Source organism: Ruegeria sp. CF3 (genome assembly GCF_056537365.1).
Genome location: NZ_JBQFRK010000001.1, coordinates 1,486,376 through 1,511,064 on the forward strand (window position 1 = coordinate 1,486,376; position 24,689 = coordinate 1,511,064).

Consider the following 24,689-nt stretch of genomic DNA (forward strand, 5'->3'; position numbering starts at 1 on the left):
GTCAACCTCGCATCGCTTTGCCCAGCGGGTCATAGGGCGACGGCGCAATCACGCGGGCCGGGCGTTCGACACCGACCACATGCACCGACAACTCGGTGTCTGGTTCAGCCTTGTCGCGGTCGACCAAAGCCATGGCCAGCGACTTGCCCGTGTAGTGGCCATAGCCACCCGAAGTCACAAATCCAACGCGCTCATCCCCAGCCCAGATCGGTTCATACCCACTGGCATCTGCGTCCAGCGCATCAACCTCAAGCGTCACTTGAACTTGCGCCGGACCGTTGCCATCGCGTTCAGCCAGCGCAGCCTCTTTGCCAACGAAATCCTTGTTCCAGTCGATCCAGCGATCCATTCCGGTCATGCCTGGCGTGTAAAGCTGAGTGAACTCTGCAGACCAGATACCAAAGCTCTTCTCAAGCCGCGTCGACAGCATCGCGTTGAATCCGCATTCGCGGATACCGTCCCCGGCCCCAGCCTCAAGCAGCATCCGGCGCAGTTTGATATGGTCGCCATAGCGGCAGTTTATCTCATACCCTTTTTCGCCCGTCACAGACATACGCGCCACACGGGCACGCACCAGACCGATATCAAAGTCGCCGCAGCCCATGAATTTCAGGCCCGAGATATCCTGTTCGGCCAGTTTCTCGACCACAGCCTGCGATTTCGGCCCAACCACGGCAAAACCGCAATATTCCTCGCCCAGATCGCGGATATTCACGGCGTCCATCATGTGATCATTGAACCAGCGCATATGCCATGCGCGCAGATAATAGCTGCCCATGATCCACCAGGTCCCGTCGCCCCAGTTCAGCACGGTCAGATCACCCTTGAGGCGACCGTTCTCACCCAGCATTGGAGCCAGTTTGGCACGCCCCGGTGCAGGCAGTTTCGACGCCATGATCCTGTCTAGCCAAGCCTCGGCATTTGGGCCTGTGACCTCGAAGCGCGAAAAGCCCGAGATATCCAGTAGTCCCACGCCTTCGCGGATGGTTTTGCACTCCTCAGCCACGATGTCGTGCGCATTCGAGCGTTTCAGCGTCGGCGTCTCTTCAAAGCCCTTGGGCGCAAAGTAAAGCGGTACTTCCAGATCCCAGCTGACGCCCCATTTGCACCCCGCCTCGGTCATTGCATCATGGGCTGGGGCCATCTTCAGCGGGCGACCTGCGGGCAGTTGCTCGTTCGGGTAAGTCATCACGAAACGACGGGAATAGAACTGACCGGTTGTTTCGCGGATGTAGCGTTTGTTCTGAGCGAAATCGCCATAGCGCGCCACGTCCATAGGCCATGCGTCGGCCTCAGGATCGCCATGGATCATCCATTCGGCCAGCGTCTTACCAACGCCGCCACCCTGCAGGAATCCGGCCATCACCGCACAAGCTGACCAATAACCGCGCTTGCCTGGGACCGGACCGACCAGCGGGTTGCCATCGGGTGAGAAGGTGAACGCGCCGTTCACCCATGTTTTGATGCCAACATTCTGGATCGACGGGTACCGTTCAAAGCCCAGCGTCAGCTCGTTCTCGATCCGGTCGAGCTGTTCCTGGAACAATTCTTCACCGTAATTCCACGGCGCACCGTCCATAGCCCAGTGCTCGTGATCGACCTCGTAGATGCCCACCAGAACGCCCTTCTGGTCCTGTCGCATATAGGTGAAGCCTTCAAGATCAACCGTCATCGGCATCTCGAAATCCGCCTCGGCCACCTCAGGCACCGTATCGGTGATCAGATAGTGGTGTTTCAGCGGCGAAACCGGCAGCTCCACTCCGGCCATGCGCCCCACCTGTTTGGCCCAGAGGCCAGCAGCGTTGACCACATGTTCACAAGTGATAGTGCCTTTGTCGGTCACAACTTCCCAACCATCCGCAGTCTGTGTCAGGCTTTCGACCTTGGTTTCTTCGTAGTATTCCGCGCCACGTTTCTTGGCCGCAGTTGCATAAGCCTGAACCGTACCGGTTGTATCGATGTAACCTTCGCGATCCGCCCACATCGCGCCCAGCACGCCGTCGGTGGACATGATCGGGCAGCGTTTCTGCGCCTCCTCTGGCGACAACAACTCACAGTCGTCAATGCCGATGGACTGAAAAATGCGGTAGTTGGCCTGCAGCCACTCCCACCGTTCGGGCGTGCCCGCCAGCGTCAGGCCGCCGGTCATGTGCAGGCCGATATTCTGACCCGACTCTTTTTCGATCTCGCTGAGCAGATCAATCGTATAGGCCTGCAGCGACGCCATGTTCGGATCTGCGTTCAGCGCATGGATGCCTCCCGCCGCGTGCCACGAAGACCCCGAGGCCAAACGCCGCCTTTCCAGCATGACCACATCTGACCAGCCAAACTTGGCGAGATGGTACAGAACCGAGGCGCCGACAACGCCGCCACCGATGACTACGACACGATACTGAGATTTCATCCTGCGCTCCCCTGCATGACTCGCAGAGGACGCTAGAGGCACTGTTCACTTCTGTCTAGACATTTCTGTACAGTTCGAGGGACAGCACCCGGATCAGCTTAAAGCCGGGCGCTCGGGCGTGTCTGAACGGCATCAAACCAGGCGCGTGTGGCCGTGTTCTCTTCTGGGATACGCATCTTGATGACACGTGCGAAATCGACAAACACAAATGTGGTGATATCGGCCAGTGAAAACATGTCACCCGCAACGAAACCGCTCACTTGCAGACGGGCCTCAAGCAAATCGAAGAAGGCACGCACCCGCTCAGCCCCCCGCTGCGCTAGTTCAGGGATTTGCGCGTGGTTTGCAGGCCCGGTGATCGCGCGGCCTTTGAACGAAGGATGGGTGTTGCGCAAAGTTTCCGCGATTGGTGCGCCACATTGTTGTTCGGCGATGGCATTCCACATCAGAATTTCGCCTTTTTCATCCGGCGTTTGCCCCATCAAGGCAGGTTCCGGAAAGCGCGCCTCGAGATAGGTGGCGATGCCAAGATTTTCTGTAAGCGTGGTACCTTGATCCGTAACAAGCACAGGAATCGTTGCACCAGGGTTCACAGCCCGGAAAGCATCGCTAAGCTGTTCACCCTTGGCGATTGAGATATCGCGGGTGTCAATCTTCAGCCCCTTTTCCGCGATAAACATCCGAGCACGGCGCGGGCTTGGCGCGGTCGAGCAATCGTAGAAAAGCATTTTTGACGGTCCCCTCCAAAGCTTCACGCCTCAGACGTTAGACCGGCCCGGTACTACAGCGCGAGTCGGATCACACAGTGACCCTACGGCAGATCAACGCCGATAGATGAAACAGCGCCCGTCGACCGCCCCTTCTGGCAGCGGCACCTCGGTCAGTGTTTCGAAATACATACGATCGCTGGAAACCATCAGTCCGTCCCGCGCCAGAAGCGGTTCGATCAAAGGTGAGACGAGGCGGGCAAAAGCATCATTCTTTTGCCGGTTGTGTCCCCCAAGATCGGCATGGATCAGACTGGCTGACGCGCCAAATCGCGTGACCGAAGCAGGCAATGTTTCGCGCACATCACCGAGAATCACCAGATCATCGGGCGGTGTCGAATCAGGATGAGACGCAACGGCCCGTTCAAAAACATAAACGGGACGGTCCTGAATGTGCTTAACCATGTGGTGATATGTGCGCCCATTTCCCAATCCCAGCTCAAAAACCGGACCAGGCTGCCCCGTGGTCTGCGCGATGGCAAAGTCCAGACAAGCACGTTGCGAGACCATTCGGTCAATGAACAGATCCAATCGGCTTTGTTGCTCGGACACGGGGCACCTCTTTCAAAATCATTCGACACCAGTCGGGGGGCGATTGCGCCTTTGATGGCAAAAACTCAAGACTTTGTGTAGCCATACGGCCCGAGTTTCACGATTCCGCGACAATTCGGGTGAAGAAGGTGTTTGACTACGCCGCCCCAACCGCGCGAAACTGCTCAAAAAAGACAGGGAGTTCACAAAGCCGATGTTTTCTAGCGGCCAGACGGGTGGAAAACCCGCATGAGTGCGTTGTTGTCCGTTCGGGATCTCAGCATCGGCTTTGGCACGGGTCCATCCGTTGTCCAAGATGTCAGCTTCGAGGTCGAACCCGGGCAGACACTTGCATTGGTTGGAGAATCCGGTTCGGGCAAAACGATTTCCTGTCGCGCTGCACTGCGTATTCTGCCGCGTACCGCCCAGATCCGTAGCGGAACGATCACGCTGAACGATTCCAAAGGCACCGCTAATCTGATCGAACTGAGTGAAAGACAGATGCGTAGTATTCGCGGCAATCGGGTTTCTATGATTTTTCAGGAACCGATGCGATCTCTGTCACCGCTTCATAAAATCGGAAATCAGGTCAGCGAAGTTCTTTGGTTGCATCGCGGCGCATCCGATGCACAGGCCCGCAAAGAAGTTCTGACCCAGTTTGAGAGGGTTGGTTTCCCCGACCCTGCCCGCGCCTACGACAGCTATCCGTTCGAGCTGTCCGGCGGCATGCGCCAGCGCGCCATGATTGCCATGGCGATGGTGTCCAAGCCTGAATTGCTCATCGCGGACGAGCCAACCACAGCGCTGGATGTTACCACCCAAGCGCAGGTTCTTGGGCTGATCAAAGAGCTGCAGCGCGAGACCGGTATGGCGCTGATCCTTGTCACCCATGACCTGGGTGTAGTTGCTAACATGGCCGAGCGGGTGGTCGTCATGCACAAAGGCCGCGTGATGGAAGCTGGCCCGGCAGCACCAATTCTGAACGATCCGGCGCACCCCTATACGCAGCAGCTGTTCGACGCTGCGCCTGAGATACCCGATCAGGATGCCGTCGGCATACCGATGCCCGACGAGGACCTAATTCTGCAGATGACCGGGGTCTCAAAGACCTACACGATGCGATCGAGCAAAGGTTGGAAAGCCGACAAACTGATCCATGCCTGCCGGGGCGTAGATATGAAGCTGGCGCGCGGCAAGACGCTTGCAATCGTTGGCGAAAGCGGGTCTGGCAAAACAACCGCCGCCAGAATCGCTCTGGGCGCTGAACTGCCCGACCCGGGCGGCGAAGTTCTGTTCAGAACAACAAGGGATTCCAAACCGATAACGGTTCACAGTATGACACGGACCGAACGCACCGCGTTTCAGCGCAAGGCGCAAATGGTGTTTCAGGATCCCTATAGCTCTCTTAGCCCCCGTATGCGCATTCAGGATGCCATGACCGAGCCGTTGGAGATACACCGCCTCGGCACCGTGGCAGAGCAGCGCGACAAAGCGGCCGCGATGTTGCAGCGGGTCGGGCTGAATGCCGATATGCTCAAACGCTATCCGCATGCGTTTTCTGGTGGACAACGACAGCGCCTATCTATCGCCCGCGCGATGATGCTGGACCCGGCGCTGATTGTTTGTGACGAGCCAACCTCGGCACTGGATGTATCCGTTCAAGAGCAAATTTTGACCCTGCTCGAAGAACTGCAGGACAGTCTGAACCTGTCTTACCTGTTCATCTCACATGATCTGGCCGTCGTCGCGCGCATTGCCGACGAGGTCGCCGTCATGCGCCGGGGTCTTGTGGTGGAACAAGCCCCACCCGAAACTCTGTTCTACAATCCACGTCATCCCTATACCAAGGCACTGATTGCCGCCCAGCCCGAACCGGATATCAATCGCCCGATTGATCTGAAACTGGTTGCGCTTGGTGCCGGTTCGCCCGACAGTTGGGATGACGCCTTTCGATTTTCCGACACCGTGATACCTTCTTTGGTAGAGTTGGAGCCCGGCCATAAGGTACGTTGCCATGTTTAAGACCACTCACCGATTGATTCTGGCCGCGTCGCTGGCCATCGCAGGTATGCTGCCCGCTGTGGCAGAAATTCCGTCTAATCTTCAGGAAAACGCGTTCTGGCAAACCGAGGTTGAAAGCGGTGACCTGCCACCGGTTGCTGAACGTATTCCGCAAGATCCACTGATCGTGGACTTAGCCGCCAAAGGTCGCGAATTCGGCGTACCCGGCGGTACACTGCGCACGATGGTCACCCGGTCCAAAGATATTCGGCAAATGGTGGTCTATGGCTACGCAAGGCTTGTGGGCTTCGATCAGGATTACAACATCGTCCCGGATTTGCTGGCTTCTTTCGAAAACGAAGACAATCGCAAATTTACTTTGAACCTGCGACCCGGCCACAAATGGTCAAACGGATCCGCGTTCACATCCGAAGACTTCCGGTATTGGTGGGAGGATGTGGCCAACAACGAATTGCTCAGCCCTTCAGGCCCACCAGATTTCCTGCTGGTTGAAGGCAAAACACCCACCGTCACCTTCCCCGACGAAACAACAGTTGTATTCGAATGGGATGACCCCAACCCGAATTTCCTGCAATCACTTGCTCAGGCGCGGCCGCCCTTTATCTATCGACCGTCTGAGTTCCTTAAGCAATATCACGAGAAGTTTGCGGACCCCGAAGAACTGGCATTCAAGGTCGAAGATGCGCGGGTAAAAAGCTGGGCGGCGCTGCATAACAAGTTGGACAATCTATATAAGTACGACAATCATGAACTGCCGACGTTGCAGCCATGGCTCAACGCAAGTTCGGGCAAGAAAATCCGGCACAACTTTGTCCGTAACCCTTATTACCATCGGGTGGATTCAAATGGGGTTCAGCTGCCCTATATCGACGTAGTCGAAATGGAAATCGTCGCACCGGGTTTGGTCGCGGCCAAAGCAAATGCGGGTGAAACCGACTTGCAAGGTCGCGGATTGGCATTCCGCGATGCCTCGATCTTGAAAAAGGGCGAGGCTGAAGGTGGATACAAGACGCTTTTGTGGAAAACAGGCGTCGCGTCGCAGATCGCGATTTATCCCAATTTGAACTACACTGACGATGCGTGGCGCGAGGTTCTGCGCGATGTACGTGTACGCAGGGCACTGTCGCTCGCCATTGATCGCAAGACGATCAATCAGGCGCTCTATTTCAAGCTGGCCCAACCCGGCGCTATGTCGGTTCTGCCCGCATCGCCCTTCTACGACGAAGCGAATGCGCAGGCTTGGGCACAGTATGACGTCGACAAGGCGAATGCTCTGCTTGATGAGGCTGGGCTGACCGAGCGTGACAAAGATGGTATCCGACTGTTGCCCGACGGGCGTCCGATGGAGCTGATCATCGAAACCGCCGGTGAGCGGCAAGAGGTTGAAAACGCCCTGCAGATCGTCACGGATACCTGGCGTGAGATCGGAGTCGAACTGGTCATGCGACCATTGGATCGAGACATTCTGCGCAACCGGGTCTTCTCGGGCAATACAATGGCGTCGGTCTGGTTCGGCTGGGATGACGGCATTCCGCAAAGCCACACATCGCCGGCCTATCTCGCCCCGACCGATCAGGTCTTTCTGGCGTGGCCTAAATGGGGCCAATACTATCAGACAAATGGAGGGTCGGGCGAACCACCAGACATGCCCGAGGCCGAACTTCTCATGAAGCTTGCCCACGATTGGGAAATCGCCTCCACGGATGAAGAACGCGGCGCAGTCTGGTCTGAGATGCTGAAAATTCACGCCGACCAGCTTTATGCGATCGGCATCCTGAACGGCGCACCGCAGCCTATTGTCGTGTCGAACCGCCTGCGCAATGTGCCTGAGCAGGCCATGTGGGCATGGGAACCCGGCGCACATTTCGGCATTCACCGTCCCGACGAGTTCTTCTTCGCCGACTAATTCAGGAGCAGCTAAATGGTCATGCTGCGCTACGCGGTGTATCGCTTTTTCACGATGCTGCTGACATTGCTGGTGGTGTCGGTTCTGATTTTCGTGATCATCAACCTGCCCCCCGGCGACTATCTCAGCAACCAGATCGCCGAACTGCAGGCTTCAGGACAGTCCGCCGGTGTCGCCAAGGCCGAGTTTCTGCGCAAGGAATACTCATTGGACCGGTCGTTGCCCGAGCAGTACCTGATCTGGATGGGCTTCTGGCCCGGACCGCATGGGTTCGAGGGCCTGTTACAGGGCAATTATGGCTGGTCCTTCGAATTTGACCGCCCCGTGCGCGAGATCGTGGGCGATACGCTCTGGTTGACGGTTGTGGTCAATCTGGCCGCCATTCTATTCGTCTATGCCGTTGCTCTGCCATTGGGGGTCATCGCTGCGGCCAGATCACGGACGTGGATCGACTATACCTCGGCCTTTGTAGGCTATCTGGGTCTTGCGACCCCGAACTTCCTGTTGGCGCTGATCCTGTTCTACTATGGCCATCGCTATTTCAACCTGCCCATCGGCGGACTGATGGACCCTTCCTTTGAGGGACAACCGATGAGTTGGGACAAGTTGAAATCCATCCTTGTCCACCTGATCGTTCCGACCTTCGTCATCGGAACCTCGGGTGCTTCGGCCATGATGCAGCGCCTGCGCGCCAATATGCTGGATGAACTAGGGAAACCTTATGTCGAAACAGCAATCGCCAAGGGCATGTCCCCATCGCGGATGCTGACGAAATACCCATTGCGCGTGGCCTTCAACCCGTTTGTCGCCGACATTGGAAACCTGCTGCCCTCGATGGTTTCCGGGTCGGTTTTGGTCTCGGTGGTTCTGGGTCTGCAAACAATCGGCCCGACCCTGCTGACTGCCTTGAAAACGCAGGACCAGTTCCTGTCGGCCTTCATTCTTATGTTCGTGGCTCTGCTGACCCTGATCGGCACCATGATTTCCGATATCCTGCTGGTCATGCTTGATCCGCGCATTCGTTACGAGGGGCGCGAAGCATGACCGATAAACCCGATGGTCGCTATGTCGACGACGCACCATTTGACCCGCAGGCCTCTATTCAGCAGCTTGAGCGCGCAGATCTCGATGCCCCTAATTGGGTGCTGGTCTGGCGCAAGTTCAGGACCCACAAGCTGGGTCTGATTTCTGGCCTCTTCTTGCTGCTCTGCTACTTGATGCTGCCTTTTGCGGGCTTTATTGCCCCCTACGGCCCCAATGACCGGAACGGAGAGCACCTGTACGCTCCACCCCAGTCGGTCAACTGGTTTCATGAGGGGAAGTTCATCGGCCCCTACATTTATCCAATAGTTGCAGAGGCGGACCTTGAAACTTTCCAGTGGAAATTCGTCGCTGACACGGAAGATCCGCGCCCAATCCGGTTCTTCTGCGAAGGGTCAGAATACAAACTCGCAGGGCTGATCAAATCCGATACGCACCTGTTTTGCGCACCCGAAGGGGCCACGCTGTTTCTGTGGGGCTCGGACCGTCTGGGCCGCGATGTATTCAGCCGCATCCTATATGGCGCGCAACTGTCGCTGACAGTGGGCCTGATCGGCATTTCGGTTTCCTTCTTCCTCGGCATCCTGTTCGGATCAATGGCCGGGTATTTCGGAGGGCGCATCGACTGGACCATCAACCGCGTGATCGAAATCCTGCGCTCGCTGCCGGAACTTCCCCTTTGGCTGGCCTTATCCGCCGCGGTGCCATCAAATTGGAGCCCGGTCGCGGTATTCTTCATCATCTCGATCATCCTCGGTATTCTCGATTGGCCAGGCCTTGCCCGATCTGTCCGCGCAAAATTCCTGTCTCTTAGAGAAGAGGAATACGTACGCGCGGCCGAGATGATGGGCGCAAGTTCGGGTCGTGTGATCCGAAAGCACCTGCTACCCAATTTCATGTCGCATCTGATTGCCTCGGCCACGCTATCAATTCCTGCGATGATCCTGGGTGAAACCGCCCTCAGTTTCCTTGGCCTTGGGCTGCGCGCCCCGGCGGTCAGTTGGGGCGTGATGCTGAACGATGCGCAGAACCTTGCTTCGATCGAGATCTATCCATGGACCGCAATTCCGATGCTACCGATCATCGTCGTGGTGCTGGCCTTCAACTTCCTTGGCGACGGGTTGCGCGACAGTCTTGACCCCTATCAGCAATGAGCTTGCTGTCCGCCCTCCCCTCAACTGACACCTACAGAGTCAACGGGGCGGGTGCGCGGCCCAGCGCCTTTGCGGTCTCGGAACTGGCGACGGCCAGTTTTGCGGCAGTCGGGCAGGAGCTGTCGCGCCTTGTGACAGCCTTGAACCTGGCGCCTACACCTCTGGAGGTGGCCGTAGATCATCGACTGGCCTCCTTGTGGTATGGCTTTTCCTTCAAACCCAAAGGGTGGGATATGCCCAGCCTTTGGGACGCGATTGCTGGTGACTATCAGGCCTCTGATGGGTGGATCAGGCTGCACACCAACCTGCCCAGTCATCGCGCCGCCGCCCTTAGTGTTTTGCAAGTCGCGCCGGACCGTGCGCTGGTATCGCGCGCAGTTCGGGATTGGAGCATCTCTGAACTGGAAGCCGCGATTGTCGCCGAGGGCGGCGTCGCTGCCGCAATGCGCAGCCGCTCTGAGTGGCATGACCATCCGCAAGGACGCATATTGGCCCGCGAGCCGTTGATCGGATGGCAGGGGCCACGCAATATTCAACTACGTGATCGGCCTCAGGCGACTGCCGCGCGACCTCTTTCTGGGCTGCGTGTGCTCGATCTGACCCGCATTCTGGCCGGGCCAGTCTCGACACGAACACTTGCGGGTTTTGGCGCCGAGGTCCTGAGGATCGATCCACCCGGCTGGGATGAACCTGGCGTCATTCCTGACATTTCTCTCGGCAAGCACTGCGCCTATCTGAACCTGAAATCACCCGATGGAAAAGCAAAACTGCAAGAGCTGCTGGCCCAAGCGGACATACTTGTCCACGGGTATCGGCCCGGCGCTTTGGACGCACTCGGTCTGGGTAAAAACACGCGGGATCAGCTCGCCCCCAACAGGGTTGAAGTCACGCTAGACGCCTATGGCTGGCAAGGACCTTGGGCAGCGCGCCGCGGTTTTGACAGCCTTGTACAGATGAGTTCCGGAATCGCACATGCAGGGATGGGTTGGGCGGGGGCCGACAAGCCAACTCCGTTACCCGTTCAGGCACTGGATCACGCAACTGGTTACTTGATGGCAGCCGCCCTGCTCTCGGCGCTCGCCGAGGCCGCATCCGGTCAGGCCGTCATGGATGCCCGGCTCTCGCTGGCGCGCACTGCCGAATTGCTGGTAACCCTGGCCAAGAGCGAGCCCGATGACGAAATTACCGAGGCGCTGCCTGTCGATTATGCGGATGCGCTCGAACCTTCCGGGTGGGGCCCCGGCTATCGATTGAAGCCGGCGCTAACCGTTGGATCCGCAAAGATGCACTGGGCTTTGCCTGCGTCCAAACTGGGAACTTCGCAGCCCGCTTGGCCGTCACTTACCGCTTAAAGCTGCCGCCGCGCGGGACGCGCGGCCCGGCCCAACGCTTTGGTTGACGTCTCGCCAGAGACGCAAACCAAAGGGGCGGGAGCCCTCCTAGCGATCATCGCCACCGCCGGGGCCGATATCGTCCAGATAGTCTTCGTCAATCGCGGCCTGAACGGCCCCTGTGACAGCCTCGCGTTGTTTGGGAGTCAGGTCCTCGGCCTCTTTGTCATCCGCCAGTCGCACGGTGACTTCCCGATGCGCAAACCGGATGCCTTCACGGGCAAACAGCTCACGAATATCCTGATAGACTTTCTTACGCACCAGCCACTGATCACCCGGTTTGGTCATGAACTTGACCCGGATAATCATCGCCGAATCCTGCATCTCGATCACACCCTGCGATTTCAGCGGCTGAATGAAGTTATCACCAATCACCGGATCGCTCAGCAGCTCCTGACCCAGCTTCTTGATCAGCTTCCGCACCTTTTCGACATCGGTGTCATAGGTCACCCGCAACGGCAGCTTCATGATTACCCAGTCGCGGGAATAGTTTGTCAGAACCTTGATCTCTCCAAATGGGATCGTGTTGAGCGCACCAAGGTGGTGGCGCAGTTGGAAGGACCGGACCGATATCTTTTCGACCGTCCCCTTTACATCACCGATGTCTATGTATTCTCCCTTGCGGAAAGCATCATCCATCAGGAAGAACGCACCCGAGAAGATGTCGCGGACCAAGGTTTGCGACCCGAAACCAACGGCCAGACCCACGACACCTGCACCGGCAAACAGCGGGCTGACATTGATCCCCAGTTCCATCAATACAATCAGCGCGATGGTCACAACGACCACAGCCAGAATGGCCCCGCGGAACAGAGGCAACAAAGTTGCAAGACGGCTCTGCCCACCTTCGCCTCCTTCGTCGCCCAGCTCGGCTTCAGCTCCGCCGTCATCCGTCTCTTCCGCGATCTTGCTATCGATCCAGACGCGGAAGAAGTGAAACAGAATGTAACCCATAAACAGGATCACCATCACATCCAGCGCCCGCTCGATAGGCAAGTCATCCGACCAATTGGCCTGCGGGTTCCATATCACTACCAGCGCATAGAGACCCACCACAAAGGCCAGAATGCCTGCCACACGACGGGCAAGGTCTTCGTACGTCAGAATGGCGTGTTTGCGCTTTTCGGCCTGCGGCGTATCAGCCACCAGCTCATCCTCGATCTGCTCAGCCGCTTCTGCGTCGGCATTCATCACCTCAATTCTGCGATTGCGATCAAAATACCTTTCAAGCAGATAGTTCATCGCGCCGTAGGCCACGACGACGGACATAAAGATGGCATAGCTGCTGGCCACGATCGGGATCGAATCCTGAACCTCAAGAACCAGATCAACGGCCAGTTTGAACCAGCTGAACACCATATAAAGCACCAGAACCGGTGCCCAGGCGAAAGAGATGAACTTCAGTATCCAAGACACCTGATCCGGAGCACGCCCGCCACGAATAGCGTTCGAGATCGCGCGTGCATTGAACAGGATCATCAGTATGTTGCCCAGCGCCCCGATCAGCGTCAGGCTACCATAGACCATGGCATAGACGTTATAGTTCAGCCCAAAATCCGCGACCCATGTCGAGAACAGAACAACCGAGATGTCATAGGTCGCCAGTGCTGACGCCCAAACATACAGGCGCTTGGCGTCCCGGTCTGAAAAAGGCGGCAAGCGATACTGGCTGAGGTAAGGCGACAGAACCATCCGCCACAAGTCCGAGACGGTGCGCGAGAGGAAGAATGCGGTAAAGATTGCCGTAACGGTAAACTGGATTGATATGTCTTCCGCTTCACCAAAGAACAGATAGCCAACGATCAGCGCCATGAGCATGGCAAAGATCGTTCCGCCAATGCCCATCACGAAACGATACACAAGGAAAGGCATCTTCTCACGATAGCCAACCGGGTTTTCCTTGATGCGCGCAACCACCAAACGCTTCGCGATGCGCTTGCCGTAGATTTCGATCGACAACCATCGCCCCAGCAAAAGGAACAACACATTCAGGACCAACACCTCGACATAGGTCTGAATCCGCCCGTCCGGACTGGTCTGTCTGAGGATGTATTGGACCTCAAAGACCGAATAGGGCAGCGCCTCCATCCGCGAGCGTACGGAATCCCGGAACTTTGAGAACCGCTCTTGCGCCTTCATCAGCTGAGAACCCTCAGCCATGTGATCAATGCTATCTGCCTCTGGCGTCGCGTCGGCGCTATTGCCCGCTGCCGATACAACCTGCCCGGCGCTGTCGATTACGATTACGCTTGCGCCCGCCTCGGAAGCGGATCGAATGGCCGCCGCCAGATCGCTGTCAGCGGCAGAGCTTGAAGAACCGGTTTCCTCGCTTGATCCTATTGGGTATCCCGGAATAAGCGAAGTTTGCGCAACCGCGTCGGTTGCACTGGCCAGCATTGCCGCCCAAATCACCAAAATCAGCCCGGCCAGAACATTCATTTTCATCGTATATCGCATCCAATTCGTAGCTGCGTCCAAGACTATAGAACCTCAGAAGGCTGTTCAAATCATCCGCACACGCGGTGTCAACATCGTGAGAGCCCGTGTTCCTGACGCAATGGATGGGATAAAGTGTTTCCAAGACAACAAAAATTGAATATGACCACCTGAGGCGTCCGGTCTCGGAATTGGCTTGTGCATGAAGAACCATCGGCCTGCATATCGCAAGGTGCGCCTGTTGCCGGCGGTGGCATTATGCTGTTGCCAATTCGCAATGTTTGGCGCATTTGGACGGCGGAATCTGTGCCTTTGGCAAGAAGGTCTGGCAGAATTACGATAATCAGGTGCAGACGCGCGGAGTTGCACCGGAACCGAAACAGGCGAAGGCATGAGCCTAGGGATCAAAAACGAAAATCACGGCCGCGCACCGCGCATCCTGCTATATAGTCACGACACGTTCGGCCTGGGTCACCTGCGCCGGTCACGCGCGCTGGCTGCGGCCATAACACAAGCCGATCAACGCGCTTCGGCCCTCATATTGACCGGTTCACCCATTGCCGGACGGTTTACTTTTCCGCGTCGCGTTGACCATGTCCGTCTACCCGGGGTCACCAAACGCGCCGACGGCTCGTATGCTTCGCAGACCATCGGCATGGGCATCGATGATGTGACCGAGTTGCGCGCAAGCCTGATCCAGACATCTGTCGAACAGTTCGACCCCGATGTGCTGATCGTCGACAAAGAGCCTACCGGTTTTCGCGGTGAGCTGCTGCCGACGCTTGAGTATCTTGAAAACTCCTGCTCAACCAAATTGGTTCTGGGCCTGCGCGACGTTCTGGATGAGCCCGAAGTACTGGCCGCCGAATGGGAGCGTAAGGACGCGATCTCGGCGACTGAACGATTCTATGATGAGATCTGGGTATATGGGTTGCGATCGGTCTACGATCCTACACAAGGCCTTCCCCTCAGCCCGGCGACGCAACAGCGCATTCATTGGACAGGGTATCTACGTCGCGATCTTGGGCCGGTTGGTGAGCCACCAGAACAACCGTATATCCTGATCACCCCCGGTGGTGGCGGCGATGGCAAGGCGATGGTCAATTTGGTGCTGTCCGCATATGAAAAAGACCCGGATCTGTCACCCCGCGCTGTGCTGGTCTATGGGCCCTTCCTGTCAGGCGAACTACGCGAAGATTTTGAAACCCGTGTCGCCGCCCTAAATGGCCGTGTGACCGCCGTTGGCTTTGAATCGCAGATCGAAACGCTGTTCGCGGGCGCTGCCGGTGTGGTCTGCATGGGCGGGTACAATACCTTCTGCGAGGTTTTGTCCTTCGACAAACGCGCCGTCATTGTTCCGCGCACGACGCCGCGGCTGGAGCAATGGATTCGTGCCTCGCGCGCCGAGGATCTGGGTCTGGTACGCATGCTGGATGAAAACCGTGACGGTCTGACGGCGGATGCAATGATCCGCGCGATCCGCGCCTTGCCCCATCAGCCGCTGCCTTCGCAGGCCATTCGCGCAGGGTTGTTGGACGGGCTAAGCTACGTCACTCATCGTATAAACGCGCTGCTAGGCGCGGAACAAGAGCGCGCCACCGGATGACGCGCGAACCCCCCAAGCTGGCGGTGCTGGTCAAAGGCTGGCCGCGCCTGTCCGAGACGTTCATCGCGCAAGAATTGGTGGCCTTGCAGGAGGCAGGGCACAGCTTCGATATCTGGTCGTTGCGCCATCCGACCGATACCAAGCGCCATCCTCTGCACGATCGCTTCAAGGGGCAGGTGCATTACCTGCCGGAATACCTTTATGAAGAGCCTGAGCGGCTGGCGACTGCGCGAGACATTGCAGCTCGTCTGCCCGGATACGCGCAAGCTTACCAGGTCTGGCGGCAAGACCTTCACCGAGACCCGACTCACAACCGAATTCGCCGGTTTGGTCAGGCCTGCGTATTGGCCGCTGAGCTGCCCGATCAAACGCGGGCGCTGTATGCGCATTTCATGCACACTCCGTCTTCGGTCGCCCGCTATGCGTCTATCATGCGCAGCCTGCCCTGGAGTTTTTCGGCGCATGCCAAAGATATCTGGACCTCACCAGACTGGGAAAAGCGGGAAAAGCTGCAACTGGCCTCTCACGGCGCCATCTTCGGGGCAACCTGTACCGCCATTGGTGCCGCACATCTGCGCGAACTGGCTGATGATCCTGCGCGGGTAGAACTGATCTATCATGGGCTGGACCTGTCGCGGTTTCCTGCACCTCCCCAGCAGTGTTCGCGTGCAGAGGATGCACCCTTTCACATGCTGTCAGTCGGGCGTCTTGTCGAAAAGAAGGGCTTTGACCGGCTTCTCAAAGCTTTCGCGCTACTCCCCAGATCGCTGAATTGGCATTGGACCCATATCGGCGGCGGAAATCTGGGCGATGAGTTGAGCGCACAAGCCGATGCCGCAGGGATTTCCGATCGGATCACGTGGATGGGGGCTTGCGATCAACCGGAAGTCATTGCCGAGATGCGCCGCTCTGATCTGTTTGTCCTGCCCAGCAGAATTGCTGCCGACGGCGACCGCGATGGTTTACCCAATGTTTTGATGGAAGCCGCGTCCCAGCGCCTCCCGATCCTGTCAACGCCGGTGTCAGCCATCCCGGAGTTCATTGAATCCGGTATTCACGGTCAGTTGTCAGCAGATGACCCGACCTCTCTTGCCTCGGCTATTGCGGATCTCGCCCGGAACCCGACCAGAACGGCCGAGATGGCTGAGGCCGCGTATAACCGGTTGATCGCCGACTTCCGGATGGACCCGGGCATACGTCGCTTGTCCGAGCGGCTCAGCGCCTTGTGCGCGGACGAGCCCTGATGGCGCGGGTGGCTTTCTATGCACCGATGAAGTCCCCCGACAGTCCCAAGCCCTCGGGTGATCGCGAAATGGCCCGCAACCTGATGCAGGCCCTCGGCGCTCAGGGAGACATTGTTGAGCTGGCCTCGCAATTGCGGATTTACGACAAGGCAGGCGACCGGGCACTTCAGGACGAATTACGTCGCAAAGCAACGACCGAGGCTGCACGACTGGCTGAGGAACTGCCCTCTGACACGAACCTGTGGGTGACTTATCACAACTACTATAAGGCCCCCGATCTGCTCGGCCCGGCCGTGAGCCGCGCAAGAGACATCCCGTATGTGCAGCTGGAAAGTACCCGCGCCACCAGCCGGCTTGCAGGCCCATGGGCTGATTTTGCGCAAGCGGCGCATGACGCGTGCGACAGCGCGCAGGTGATTTTCTACCACACTGCCAACGACCTGATCACGTTAGAACGGGAAAGGTTCGGTACGCAGGCGTTGGTGGAACTGCCTCCGTTTCTTCCCATCACGGAATTGCCCCCTGTTTCGACCCGTGATGGGCCGATGCTGACCGTGGGCATGATGCGGCCGGGGGACAAGCTGGCCTCGTACGCCATTCTGGCCGACACGCTGGAACATCTGACAGGGGATTGGGCGTTGGACGTGGTAGGCGATGGCCCGGCCCGATTGGAAGTCGAGGCGCTGATGGCGCGGTTCGGACCTCGTGTCCGGTTTCTGGGTCAGCTGGATCGGGACACGTTGAAGGTCCAGTACCGCCAGGCGTCCATGTTCGTTTGGCCCGGGGTCAACGAAGCCTATGGAATGGTCTATCTTGAGGCCCAGGCCTGCGGCGTTCCCGTCGCAGCACAAGATCGCCCCGGTGTTCGTGATGTGCTGATGCCTTCGGATCATCCCGGCGTCGGATCGGGTGCCAAAGGGTTGGCCGCGCGTATACAGAGGTTTCTGGACCATCCCGACCTGAGCCAGTCTGAGGGCAATCGTGCCCGCGCCTATGTCGCGCACCGCCATCTGATGCCATCCGCCACCGAGCGGTTCTGGACCACTGTGCGCCCATTGTTGGAGAAAAACCGATGACCCGTCTCGCCCTTCTGCGCCATGGACACACGGATTGGAATCGCGCGGGTCGCATTCAGGGGCGCAGCGACATCCCGTTGGATGCCGACGCGCGGGCTGAACTTGCGGGGTATTGCCTGCCATCGCCGTGGAACGCAGCATCAATCTGGTCCAGCCCGCTAAGCCGCGCGTCTGAAACAGCGCAGTTGGTATCGGATAAAGCGCCCAAAACATCTCAGGCGCTGACCGAGATGAATTGGGGCGATTGGGAGGGACGGCGCGGTGCCGAACTGATCGAAATCCCCGACAGCGGTTATCGCCACATCGAAGACTGGGGCTGGGATTATCGGCCACCGGGCGGTGAAAGCCCGGCTGAATTATGGGCAAGGCTTAATCCATGGTTGACCGAGTTGCAGGGAGACAATCTTGCTGTCTGCCACATCGGAATCATGAGGGTAATATTGGCCAAGGCCTGGGGCTGGAACTTTTCCGGTCCCGCGCCGTTTAAGATCAAGCGCAACAGACTGTTTATCGTAGACCTGGACGAAATGCGGCCTGAACCCGAACCGGTTCGATTGATTGCGCGTGAGGCTTGACCATGAAGGTGATGATCGTTGTTACCCATCTGTTAGGGACCGGACACCTTAGCCGGGCCCTTACATTGGGGCGCGCGTTCGCCGAACAGGACCACGAGGTGTTTGTGGTCTCGGGTGGCATGCCTGCGCCTCAGCTTGGCACACGTGGATTATCATTACTGAATTTACCGCCGCTGCGGTCTGATGGCACCGATTTCACCCGCCTGCTTGATCAGAATGGCGCTGTGGCCGACTTGGCCTACTTCGCTGCGCGCACAAACGCCTTGACGCAGGCGGTAAGCAGCTTCGGGCCGCAGGTTCTGATCACCGAGCTTTATCCGTTCGGGCGGCGCTCTTTGGCCGCGGAGTTCAAATCTGCATTGAAAGCCGCACGAGACCTACCTCGGCCACCCGTCATCCTTGGTTCGATCCGTGACATTCTTGCGCCGCCATCGAAGCCCGCAAAGGTAACTCAAACGGATGAGGTTATCGCAGAGTTTTACGACGGCGTTCTGGTCCATTCCGACCCCAAGATCACCGAACTTGAAATCAGTTGGCCTGTCTCGGATCAACTGGCATCGCGCCTGCATTACACCGGTTTCGTGGCCCCAAGTGCTGCGCCAAGTCATCCGGATGGCATAGGCCAGGGCGAGATATTGGTCAGCGCGGGTGGCGGGTCGGTCGGCCAGCCGATCTTTCAAGCGGCCATCGAGGCCGCCCGAAAGATGCCCAACAGGCGCTGGCGCCTGTTGGTGGGCGGGCAGGATGCCAATGCGCGGATCGCCGAGCTTTCGCAAATGGCCGAGGGTTCATCGGTTCTTCTTGAAACCGTCCGCCCTGATTTTCGCCAAATGCTGCCGCTTGCCGCCGCTTCGGTCAGCATGTGCGGTTACAACACGGCCATGGACCTGCTGCAAAGCGGTACCCCGGCGGTTCTGATCCCCTTCGATGATGGCAAAGAGGTTGAGCAATCTTTGCGCGCGCGATCTCTTTCGCAGTTGAACGGGATCGAGGTGCTTAACAGTTCTGACCTGACCGCTGGCTCGCTGGCCAATGCGCTGGAGCATGTCATTTCGGGTGCTGAACGCCCCCCTATGACCAACGGGTTTGATGGTGCACGCCGGTCGGTGGAAATTGCAGAGAGCTTGTACGAGGCTAGCCGATGAGGCCTGATTGGCACACATTGCAATCCGAGTTGCAGCAGTGGCAGGACGCAGGATTGACCCTGCCCTTGTGGTGGCGTGATGACGATGCAGTTGCGGTGACACCGCAGCTTGAAAAGCTATCCGCCATGTCGGGCACGCTTGGCCTACCCGTCCATCTGGCTGTGATCCCGCGTGATGCGCAAGCGGCACTTGCAGAGTATGTGTCAGATCAATCTGTTTTGATCCCGGTTGTGCATGGCTGGGCGCATCAGAACCACGCGCCTGCAGACGAGAAGAAAGCCGAATTTCGCCTGCACCGGCCCCTTAAAGCGGTAGTTGCAGATGCCGAGGCTGGATTGTCCCGGCTGCGAGGTTTGTTCGGTGACAACTTGCGTCCGATGTTTGTGCCCCCGTGGAATCGGATCGACTCCAAAGTTGCCATGCAGCTTCAGGGGCTGGGCTATCGGATACTGTCGACGGCGACCCCCCGAAAGATACCGCTCGCGGCGCCCGGCCTCGCGCAGATAAACACACATCTCGATCCAATCGACTGGCGCGGGACGCGCGGTTTAATCGACCCTGACAGACTGATCGCACAGACAGTTGAGCTGCTGCATGACCGACGCACCGGTCGCGCAGACAATGCCGAAGCATTTGGGGTGTTGACGCATCATCTGGTCCATGATCAGGACATCTGGACGTTTACACAGGATCTGTTGCACAGGCTGCTTGATGGACCGGGCACACCCTGGACCGCACCACGCAACTGAACTCGCAAGGAGAGCCCGAATGAGCCGACTGGATTCCATGCTGCGCCGCCTGACGGCGCAACGCGATGGGCTAAACTGGGCCGCCGCACAGATCGGCACCATGGAAGGGGACGTTCTGGACCTGGGGCTAGGTAACGGACGTACCTATGATCATCTGCGAGAGATCCTGCCCTCTCGGCGTATATGGGTGATGGATCGCGTCTTGCAGTGTCATCCCGACAGCACGCCACCGGCACAGGATTTCCTACAGGGTGAGGCTGAGCCGATGTTGCGTAAACTGGCGGACGCAGGCCAAACAATCGCGCTGGCGCACTACGATTTCGGCCGCGGGATCAAGTCCGAAGATGTTGCGGAAGCGGCACGCCTCAGCCCTTTGATCAAACAGGTCATGCGACCCGGTGGGTTGTTGATTTCAGGGCAACCGTTGACGGGTTTTGCGCAGGTTGAAGGCCCCGAGACCATCGCGCCCGATCGATATCTTTTCTATCGCGCCTGAGCAGGCTTTGAACTGACGGGTTAGTATGTTGAATCTATCGATCAGATTCACCGCAGTCAGGCCTATGCATTGACGCGAGTCGAGGGTATACGCCACCGCAACAGCACACCCACATGAGGCCAGTCATGAGCTTTGACCGTTCCATCAAGATCGCTCCCTCGATCCTGTCAGCCGATTTCGCAAATTTCGGACAGGAGATTCAGGCCATCGAAGCTCAAGGGGCGGATTGGGTTCATGTGGACGTGATGGACGGCCACTTTGTCCCAAACCTCACTTTTGGTCCCCCAGCGGTCAAAGCGTTTCGCCCACATGTTAAGACCGTCATGGATGTGCATTTGATGATCACTCCGGTCGATCCTTATATTCAAGCCTATGCCGATGCGGGCGCTGATGTGCTGACCGCGCACGTCGAAGCGGGGCCGCATTCGCACCGCACGCTGCAGGTGATACGCGCTGCGGGAATGAAAGCAGGGATCGCGTTGAATCCCGGGACGCCCGCCGAGGCCGTCGAACATCTGTTGGACCTGACTGATCTGGTGTGCGTCATGACCGTCAACCCCGGCTTCGGGGGGCAGAAATTCATCGACATGACCGCAAAAGTGCGACGTTTGCGCGAGATGATCGGCGACCGACGGGTTCATATCGAAATCGACGGCGGTGTTGATCCCAAAACAGCGCCTCTGGTGGCCGCTGCAGGCGCTGACGTGTTGGTCGCCGGATCAGCAGTTTTTAAAGGCGGGTCAGTTTCAAACCCGTCGGTCTATGGCGACAATATTCGCGCTGTGCGGACTGCTGCCGAAGGTGCACTGGGTTAACAACAAACCCTCCCGCCAGTCGTCGACGTTTCTTACGAAACGCCTCCTCCTGTTGGGCCCGGCATCGCGCTTTGCGCGATGCCGGGCCCAAGGCGGCTAGCAATATTGGCGCAGCCAATGTTGCGCAGGCACGAGAGCCTTTGCCCCGAGACTTCAGGCATCTTTGTTGAGATCATCAAAGCAGCGGTTCTCGGCCACCAGTTGTTCGAGCAGGGGTGCAGGTTGCCAGAAATAGGCATCTTCTTCAGCCCACTTGCAGATATCGTTCAATACGCCCGGCAAACCTTGCAAATCTGCCCATTTCAGCGGCCCACCCCAGTAGCGCGGAAAACCGTAGCCATAGAGCAGCGTAACGTCCACATCCAGCGGTCTACGCGCGATGCCGTCGCCTACCACCTTCGCCGCCTCATTCACCATCGCGACCATATAGCGACGTATGATCTCCTCATCCGTAAACGCGCGTGGAGTTATGTTCTGAGCCGCACGCTCGGCTTCGATCAATGATGTCAGCTCGGGGTTCGGCTCTCCACCCCGCTTGCCATTTTCATATATGTAATAGCCCTTGCCGGTTTTCTGGCCGAAATGTCCGGCCTCGCACAGCTTGTCGGCATAGAAACTGTCGCGAACGCGTGGATCCTGGCCTGCGGCCCGTTTCCGCTTGCGCGCCGCCCAGCCAATGTCCAATCCGGCCAAGTCTGACACTGCATAGGGGCCCATCGCAAATCCAAACCCGGTCAGCGCAGCATCGATCTGGAATGGGCTCGCCCCATCCAGCACCATGTGATCAGCACAGTTCCGATATATGCCCAAAATCCGATTACCTATGAACCCGTCGCACACACCTGCCCGAACGGCCACCTTGCCCAACCTCTTGCCCAACGCGAAACCCGTTGCCACAACTTCGGGCGCGGTGTGATCCGCCACCACGATCTCAAGCAGTTTCATCACATGTGCTGGGGAGAAGAAATGCAGACCGATGACATCCCGTGACCTTTCGGTCGATCCGGCAATTTCGTTGATATCAAGGTATGAGGTATTGGTCGCCAATACCGCACCGCTTTTGCAGACCGCATCCAGTTGCGCAAAAACCTTTTTCTTCACTGCCATGTCCTCGAACACGGCTTCGATCACCAGATCGACGCCACTCAGTGCGTCATAGTCCGTGGCCAGGGTCAGCCGGTTCTGCAGAATATCATCATGTTTGTCCTGGCTCAGCTTTCCGCGCCTCACGGCGCCAGCCAGATTTGCCGCGATACGATCTTTAGCGGACCGCGCTGCCTCGTGTGACATCTCAAGCAGCACGACAGGAAGCCCCGCCAGCAGAACTGAGGTGGCAATCCCAGCGCCCATCGTGCCGCCGCCGATGACGCCGACCTGTTGCAGGTCCCGCGGCTCGACCCCATTCAACTCGGGCAATTTTGCAACCGCACGTTCCGCAAAGAATGCGTGGATCAACCCTTTGCGCTGATCCGAGCCCATCAGGTCCATGAACAATTCCCGTTCGCGAGCCAAACCGGATGCAAAATCCTCGGCCTCGCAACTGGCTTGTATTGCCCGCACTGCAATCGCAGGCGACAGTTGGCCCCGGGCCTTCTTCAGCACCGCGTTATAGGCCGCATCAAAATCGATTGGGGCGGGCCGGTCCATATCGCAAACAGGACGCCGAGGTGCATCGGTTGCAAGCAGCTCTCTGACATAGGCCAGGCCGATCTCGCGCGGATCACCATCCTGAACTTTGTCCAGCACACCCATCTCAAGCGCTTCTGGCGCACGAACGTGCCGCCCCGTCGTGATCATGTTCAATGCGGCCTCGACCCCGGCAACACGCGGCAGTCGCTGGGTGCCGCCAGCACCGGGAATGATACCAAGATTAACCTCGGGCAACCCCACCTTCGCAGACGGCACGGCAACGCGATAATGACAGGATAAAGCAACCTCAAGCCCACCACCAAGCGCGGTTCCATGCAACGCAGAAACCACCAGCAAGGGCGACGCCTCAATCCGATCACAGAGTGCGGGCAGCCACGGGTCCTGTGGCGGCTTGCCAAACTCGCGAATGTCTGCGCCTGCAAAATAAGTCCGACCCTCACCATAGATCAAAACCGCGCGCGCGCCCTCTGTTTCGGCACGTTCGATCGCCGACAACAAACCCCGGCGCACATCCACGCCCAGCGCGTTAACGGGTGGGTTCTCAGCCGACAAAACGGCGATATCGCCCACTTTCTCATACCCGATGACTTGGGTCATATGATCGTGCCTCCTCAGACGAAATGCGATGCCAGTAGTAAATCGGGGAATCCCCGGACACGGCGCGATCAAAGACTGGCCCGGTCTGCGTTCGTATTCAACTACATTTTCGACCGATCGTTCGGTTTATTTGATTTTCTCGGATTTAGTACCATAATCACGCGGTTCATGCCCGGAACTAACCTTTTACGTTGCGGTAGAACTTGCTTCGCGGCCTCAGAGCAACGAAGCGCAAAGAACTGCAGTGCTTGGTCTGAATTCGCACGGAACCCGAGGGCGCGATCCAAATGGAAACGCCGCTAACAGGGCCTTAGCACTTGTTTGGGAAGTTCTGGTAGCGGAGGAGGGACTTGAACCCCCGACACGCGGATTATGATTCCGTTCACCTACTGATTTCGCTGTAAGTCTCTACAGTCTATGGCCGTCCACAATTATCCAACCCTACCCCAATTTAGTTTGTAAATACCGAGCTCTATATATTTTTCCCCGAATAGTTATTGTCTACAGTTGTCCATAATTGTCCGCCACAATCCAGTTGATTTTGTCCCCATGAGTCCCCCAGAGCGATGAAGAAGATGTTAACGAACAGATACCTTGAAAACCTTACCACAGCTTGGATTGGCACGCGTAAATCGAATTGATGATGAGGCTGAATCCGACTTCCGGCAGCGTGTTCACTTGGAATCGGTTCAGACACGTTCGGGAAATGGTGACCCATTCTATCAACAGTTGGATACTCCGACGCTTGAAGCGTGCGGAGAAGCGCTTGATGCGTTCATTTCAGCGCACGATCCGAATTTGTTAGCCGAACTCAAAGGCAATGGAGGTTCATATGCCTAATCTAACTAACCGACTACAGAAGCTCGAAGTGCATTCATTAGAATCGAAGGTACACTACACATGGGTGGAGCCGGTACTGACCGAAGAGCAACTTAATGCCCATGTCCAAGAAGTTCGGTGGATGAAAGGCCTGTCGGACGATACTAAAATCATCGCGTTTCGTTGGATGTAGTCAGTGGTTTGAAGCTGGTGACGCTTTGCAGTTTTGTTGCTGCATATTTAAGCGAGAAAACAAGGCTATCTC

The 24,689-nt window shown here is 57.6% G+C and carries 18 protein-coding genes; 13 read left to right on the forward strand and 5 right to left on the reverse strand.

The window, feature by feature from the left end; translation table 11 throughout:
- Window position 1 precedes the first annotated feature (1 nt).
- The 3 genes from ACR0KC_RS07475 to ACR0KC_RS07485 form a co-directional block, all read right to left on the reverse strand.
- Window positions 2-2,404 (reverse strand): GcvT family protein, encoded by a 2,403-nt coding sequence (locus ACR0KC_RS07475; protein ID WP_480705677.1) that lies wholly within the window; start codon window positions 2,402-2,404, stop codon window positions 2-4.
- 98 nt (window positions 2,405-2,502) lie between these two features.
- Entirely contained in the window at window positions 2,503-3,132 is a 630-nt protein-coding gene (locus ACR0KC_RS07480) for a glutathione S-transferase (protein ID WP_170564505.1), read from the reverse strand.
- Between the two features lie 93 nt (window positions 3,133-3,225).
- Window positions 3,226-3,723 carry a class I SAM-dependent methyltransferase gene (locus ACR0KC_RS07485; protein ID WP_170564502.1) on the reverse strand — a complete coding sequence of 166 codons (498 nt, stop codon included), beginning with the start codon at window positions 3,721-3,723 and terminating at the stop codon, window positions 3,226-3,228.
- Between the two features lie 228 nt (window positions 3,724-3,951).
- On the opposite strand from ACR0KC_RS07485, the gene ACR0KC_RS07490 reads away from it, so the two are divergent.
- The 5 genes from ACR0KC_RS07490 to ACR0KC_RS07510 are packed head-to-tail and all read left to right on the forward strand — an operon-like array spanning window position 3,952 to window position 11,177.
- Window positions 3,952-5,724, forward strand: coding sequence for an ABC transporter ATP-binding protein (locus ACR0KC_RS07490; protein WP_480771666.1), 1,773 nt, complete (start codon window positions 3,952-3,954; stop codon window positions 5,722-5,724).
- Window positions 5,717-7,630 carry an ABC transporter substrate-binding protein gene (locus ACR0KC_RS07495; protein ID WP_170596927.1) on the forward strand — a complete coding sequence of 638 codons (1,914 nt, stop codon included), beginning with the start codon at window positions 5,717-5,719 and terminating at the stop codon, window positions 7,628-7,630. Before ACR0KC_RS07490 ends, ACR0KC_RS07495 begins: the two co-directional genes overlap by 8 nt.
- Before the next feature lie 15 nt (window positions 7,631-7,645).
- Window positions 7,646-8,674 (forward strand): ABC transporter permease, encoded by a 1,029-nt coding sequence (locus tag ACR0KC_RS07500; protein ID WP_170397654.1) that lies wholly within the window; start codon window positions 7,646-7,648, stop codon window positions 8,672-8,674.
- Window positions 8,671-9,825, forward strand: coding sequence for an ABC transporter permease (locus ACR0KC_RS07505; protein WP_170663923.1), 1,155 nt, complete (start codon window positions 8,671-8,673; stop codon window positions 9,823-9,825). The genes ACR0KC_RS07500 and ACR0KC_RS07505 overlap by 4 nt, the downstream gene beginning before the upstream one ends.
- Window positions 9,822-11,177 (forward strand): CoA transferase, encoded by a 1,356-nt coding sequence (locus ACR0KC_RS07510; protein WP_480771667.1) that lies wholly within the window; start codon window positions 9,822-9,824, stop codon window positions 11,175-11,177. Before ACR0KC_RS07505 ends, ACR0KC_RS07510 begins: the two co-directional genes overlap by 4 nt.
- Before the next feature lie 87 nt (window positions 11,178-11,264).
- Here the strand turns inward: ACR0KC_RS07510 and ACR0KC_RS07515 are convergent, their stop codons facing one another.
- Window positions 11,265-13,661 carry a mechanosensitive ion channel family protein gene (locus ACR0KC_RS07515; RefSeq protein ID WP_170397663.1) on the reverse strand — a complete coding sequence of 799 codons (2,397 nt, stop codon included), beginning with the start codon at window positions 13,659-13,661 and terminating at the stop codon, window positions 11,265-11,267.
- Window positions 13,662-14,043: 382 nt separating this feature from the next.
- Between ACR0KC_RS07515 and ACR0KC_RS07520 the strand changes: the two genes are divergently transcribed.
- The 8 genes from ACR0KC_RS07520 to rpe all read left to right on the forward strand — a co-directional run bounded on the left by ACR0KC_RS07520 (window position 14,044) and on the right by rpe (window position 21,358).
- Window positions 14,044-15,258, forward strand: a complete 1,215-nt coding sequence (locus tag ACR0KC_RS07520; RefSeq protein WP_170424455.1) for a hypothetical protein — start codon at window positions 14,044-14,046, stop codon at window positions 15,256-15,258.
- Window positions 15,255-16,502, forward strand: coding sequence for a glycosyltransferase family 4 protein (locus tag ACR0KC_RS07525; protein WP_480771668.1), 1,248 nt, complete (start codon window positions 15,255-15,257; stop codon window positions 16,500-16,502). The genes ACR0KC_RS07520 and ACR0KC_RS07525 overlap by 4 nt, the downstream gene beginning before the upstream one ends.
- Window positions 16,502-17,578: a glycosyltransferase family 4 protein gene (locus ACR0KC_RS07530; protein WP_480771669.1), complete on the forward strand. Its 1,077-nt coding sequence runs from the start codon at window positions 16,502-16,504 to the stop codon at window positions 17,576-17,578. The genes ACR0KC_RS07525 and ACR0KC_RS07530 overlap by 1 nt, the downstream gene beginning before the upstream one ends.
- Window positions 17,575-18,153, forward strand: coding sequence for a histidine phosphatase family protein (locus ACR0KC_RS07535; RefSeq protein ID WP_170636477.1), 579 nt, complete (start codon window positions 17,575-17,577; stop codon window positions 18,151-18,153). Before ACR0KC_RS07530 ends, ACR0KC_RS07535 begins: the two co-directional genes overlap by 4 nt.
- Window positions 18,154-18,155: 2 nt before the next feature.
- On the forward strand, window positions 18,156-19,298 hold the full coding sequence (locus ACR0KC_RS07540; RefSeq protein WP_480705687.1) for a glycosyltransferase family protein: 1,143 nt from the start codon (window positions 18,156-18,158) through the stop codon (window positions 19,296-19,298).
- The gene (locus ACR0KC_RS07545) at window positions 19,295-20,047 is read left to right on the forward strand and encodes a polysaccharide deacetylase family protein (RefSeq protein WP_480771670.1); all 753 of its coding nucleotides are present in this window, start codon (window positions 19,295-19,297) and stop codon (window positions 20,045-20,047) included. Before ACR0KC_RS07540 ends, ACR0KC_RS07545 begins: the two co-directional genes overlap by 4 nt.
- A 19-nt stretch (window positions 20,048-20,066) precedes the next feature.
- Window positions 20,067-20,543, forward strand: coding sequence for a class I SAM-dependent methyltransferase (locus ACR0KC_RS07550; protein WP_170511246.1), 477 nt, complete (start codon window positions 20,067-20,069; stop codon window positions 20,541-20,543).
- Window positions 20,544-20,668: 125 nt separating this feature from the next.
- Window positions 20,669-21,358: a ribulose-phosphate 3-epimerase gene (gene rpe / locus ACR0KC_RS07555; RefSeq protein WP_480771671.1), complete on the forward strand. Its 690-nt coding sequence runs from the start codon at window positions 20,669-20,671 to the stop codon at window positions 21,356-21,358.
- A 153-nt stretch (window positions 21,359-21,511) separates the two neighbouring features.
- On the opposite strand, the gene ACR0KC_RS07560 is transcribed toward rpe, so the two are convergent.
- Window positions 21,512-23,605: a 3-hydroxyacyl-CoA dehydrogenase NAD-binding domain-containing protein gene (locus ACR0KC_RS07560; protein WP_480771672.1), complete on the reverse strand. Its 2,094-nt coding sequence runs from the start codon at window positions 23,603-23,605 to the stop codon at window positions 21,512-21,514.
- Window positions 23,606-24,689: the final 1,084 nt, after the last annotated feature.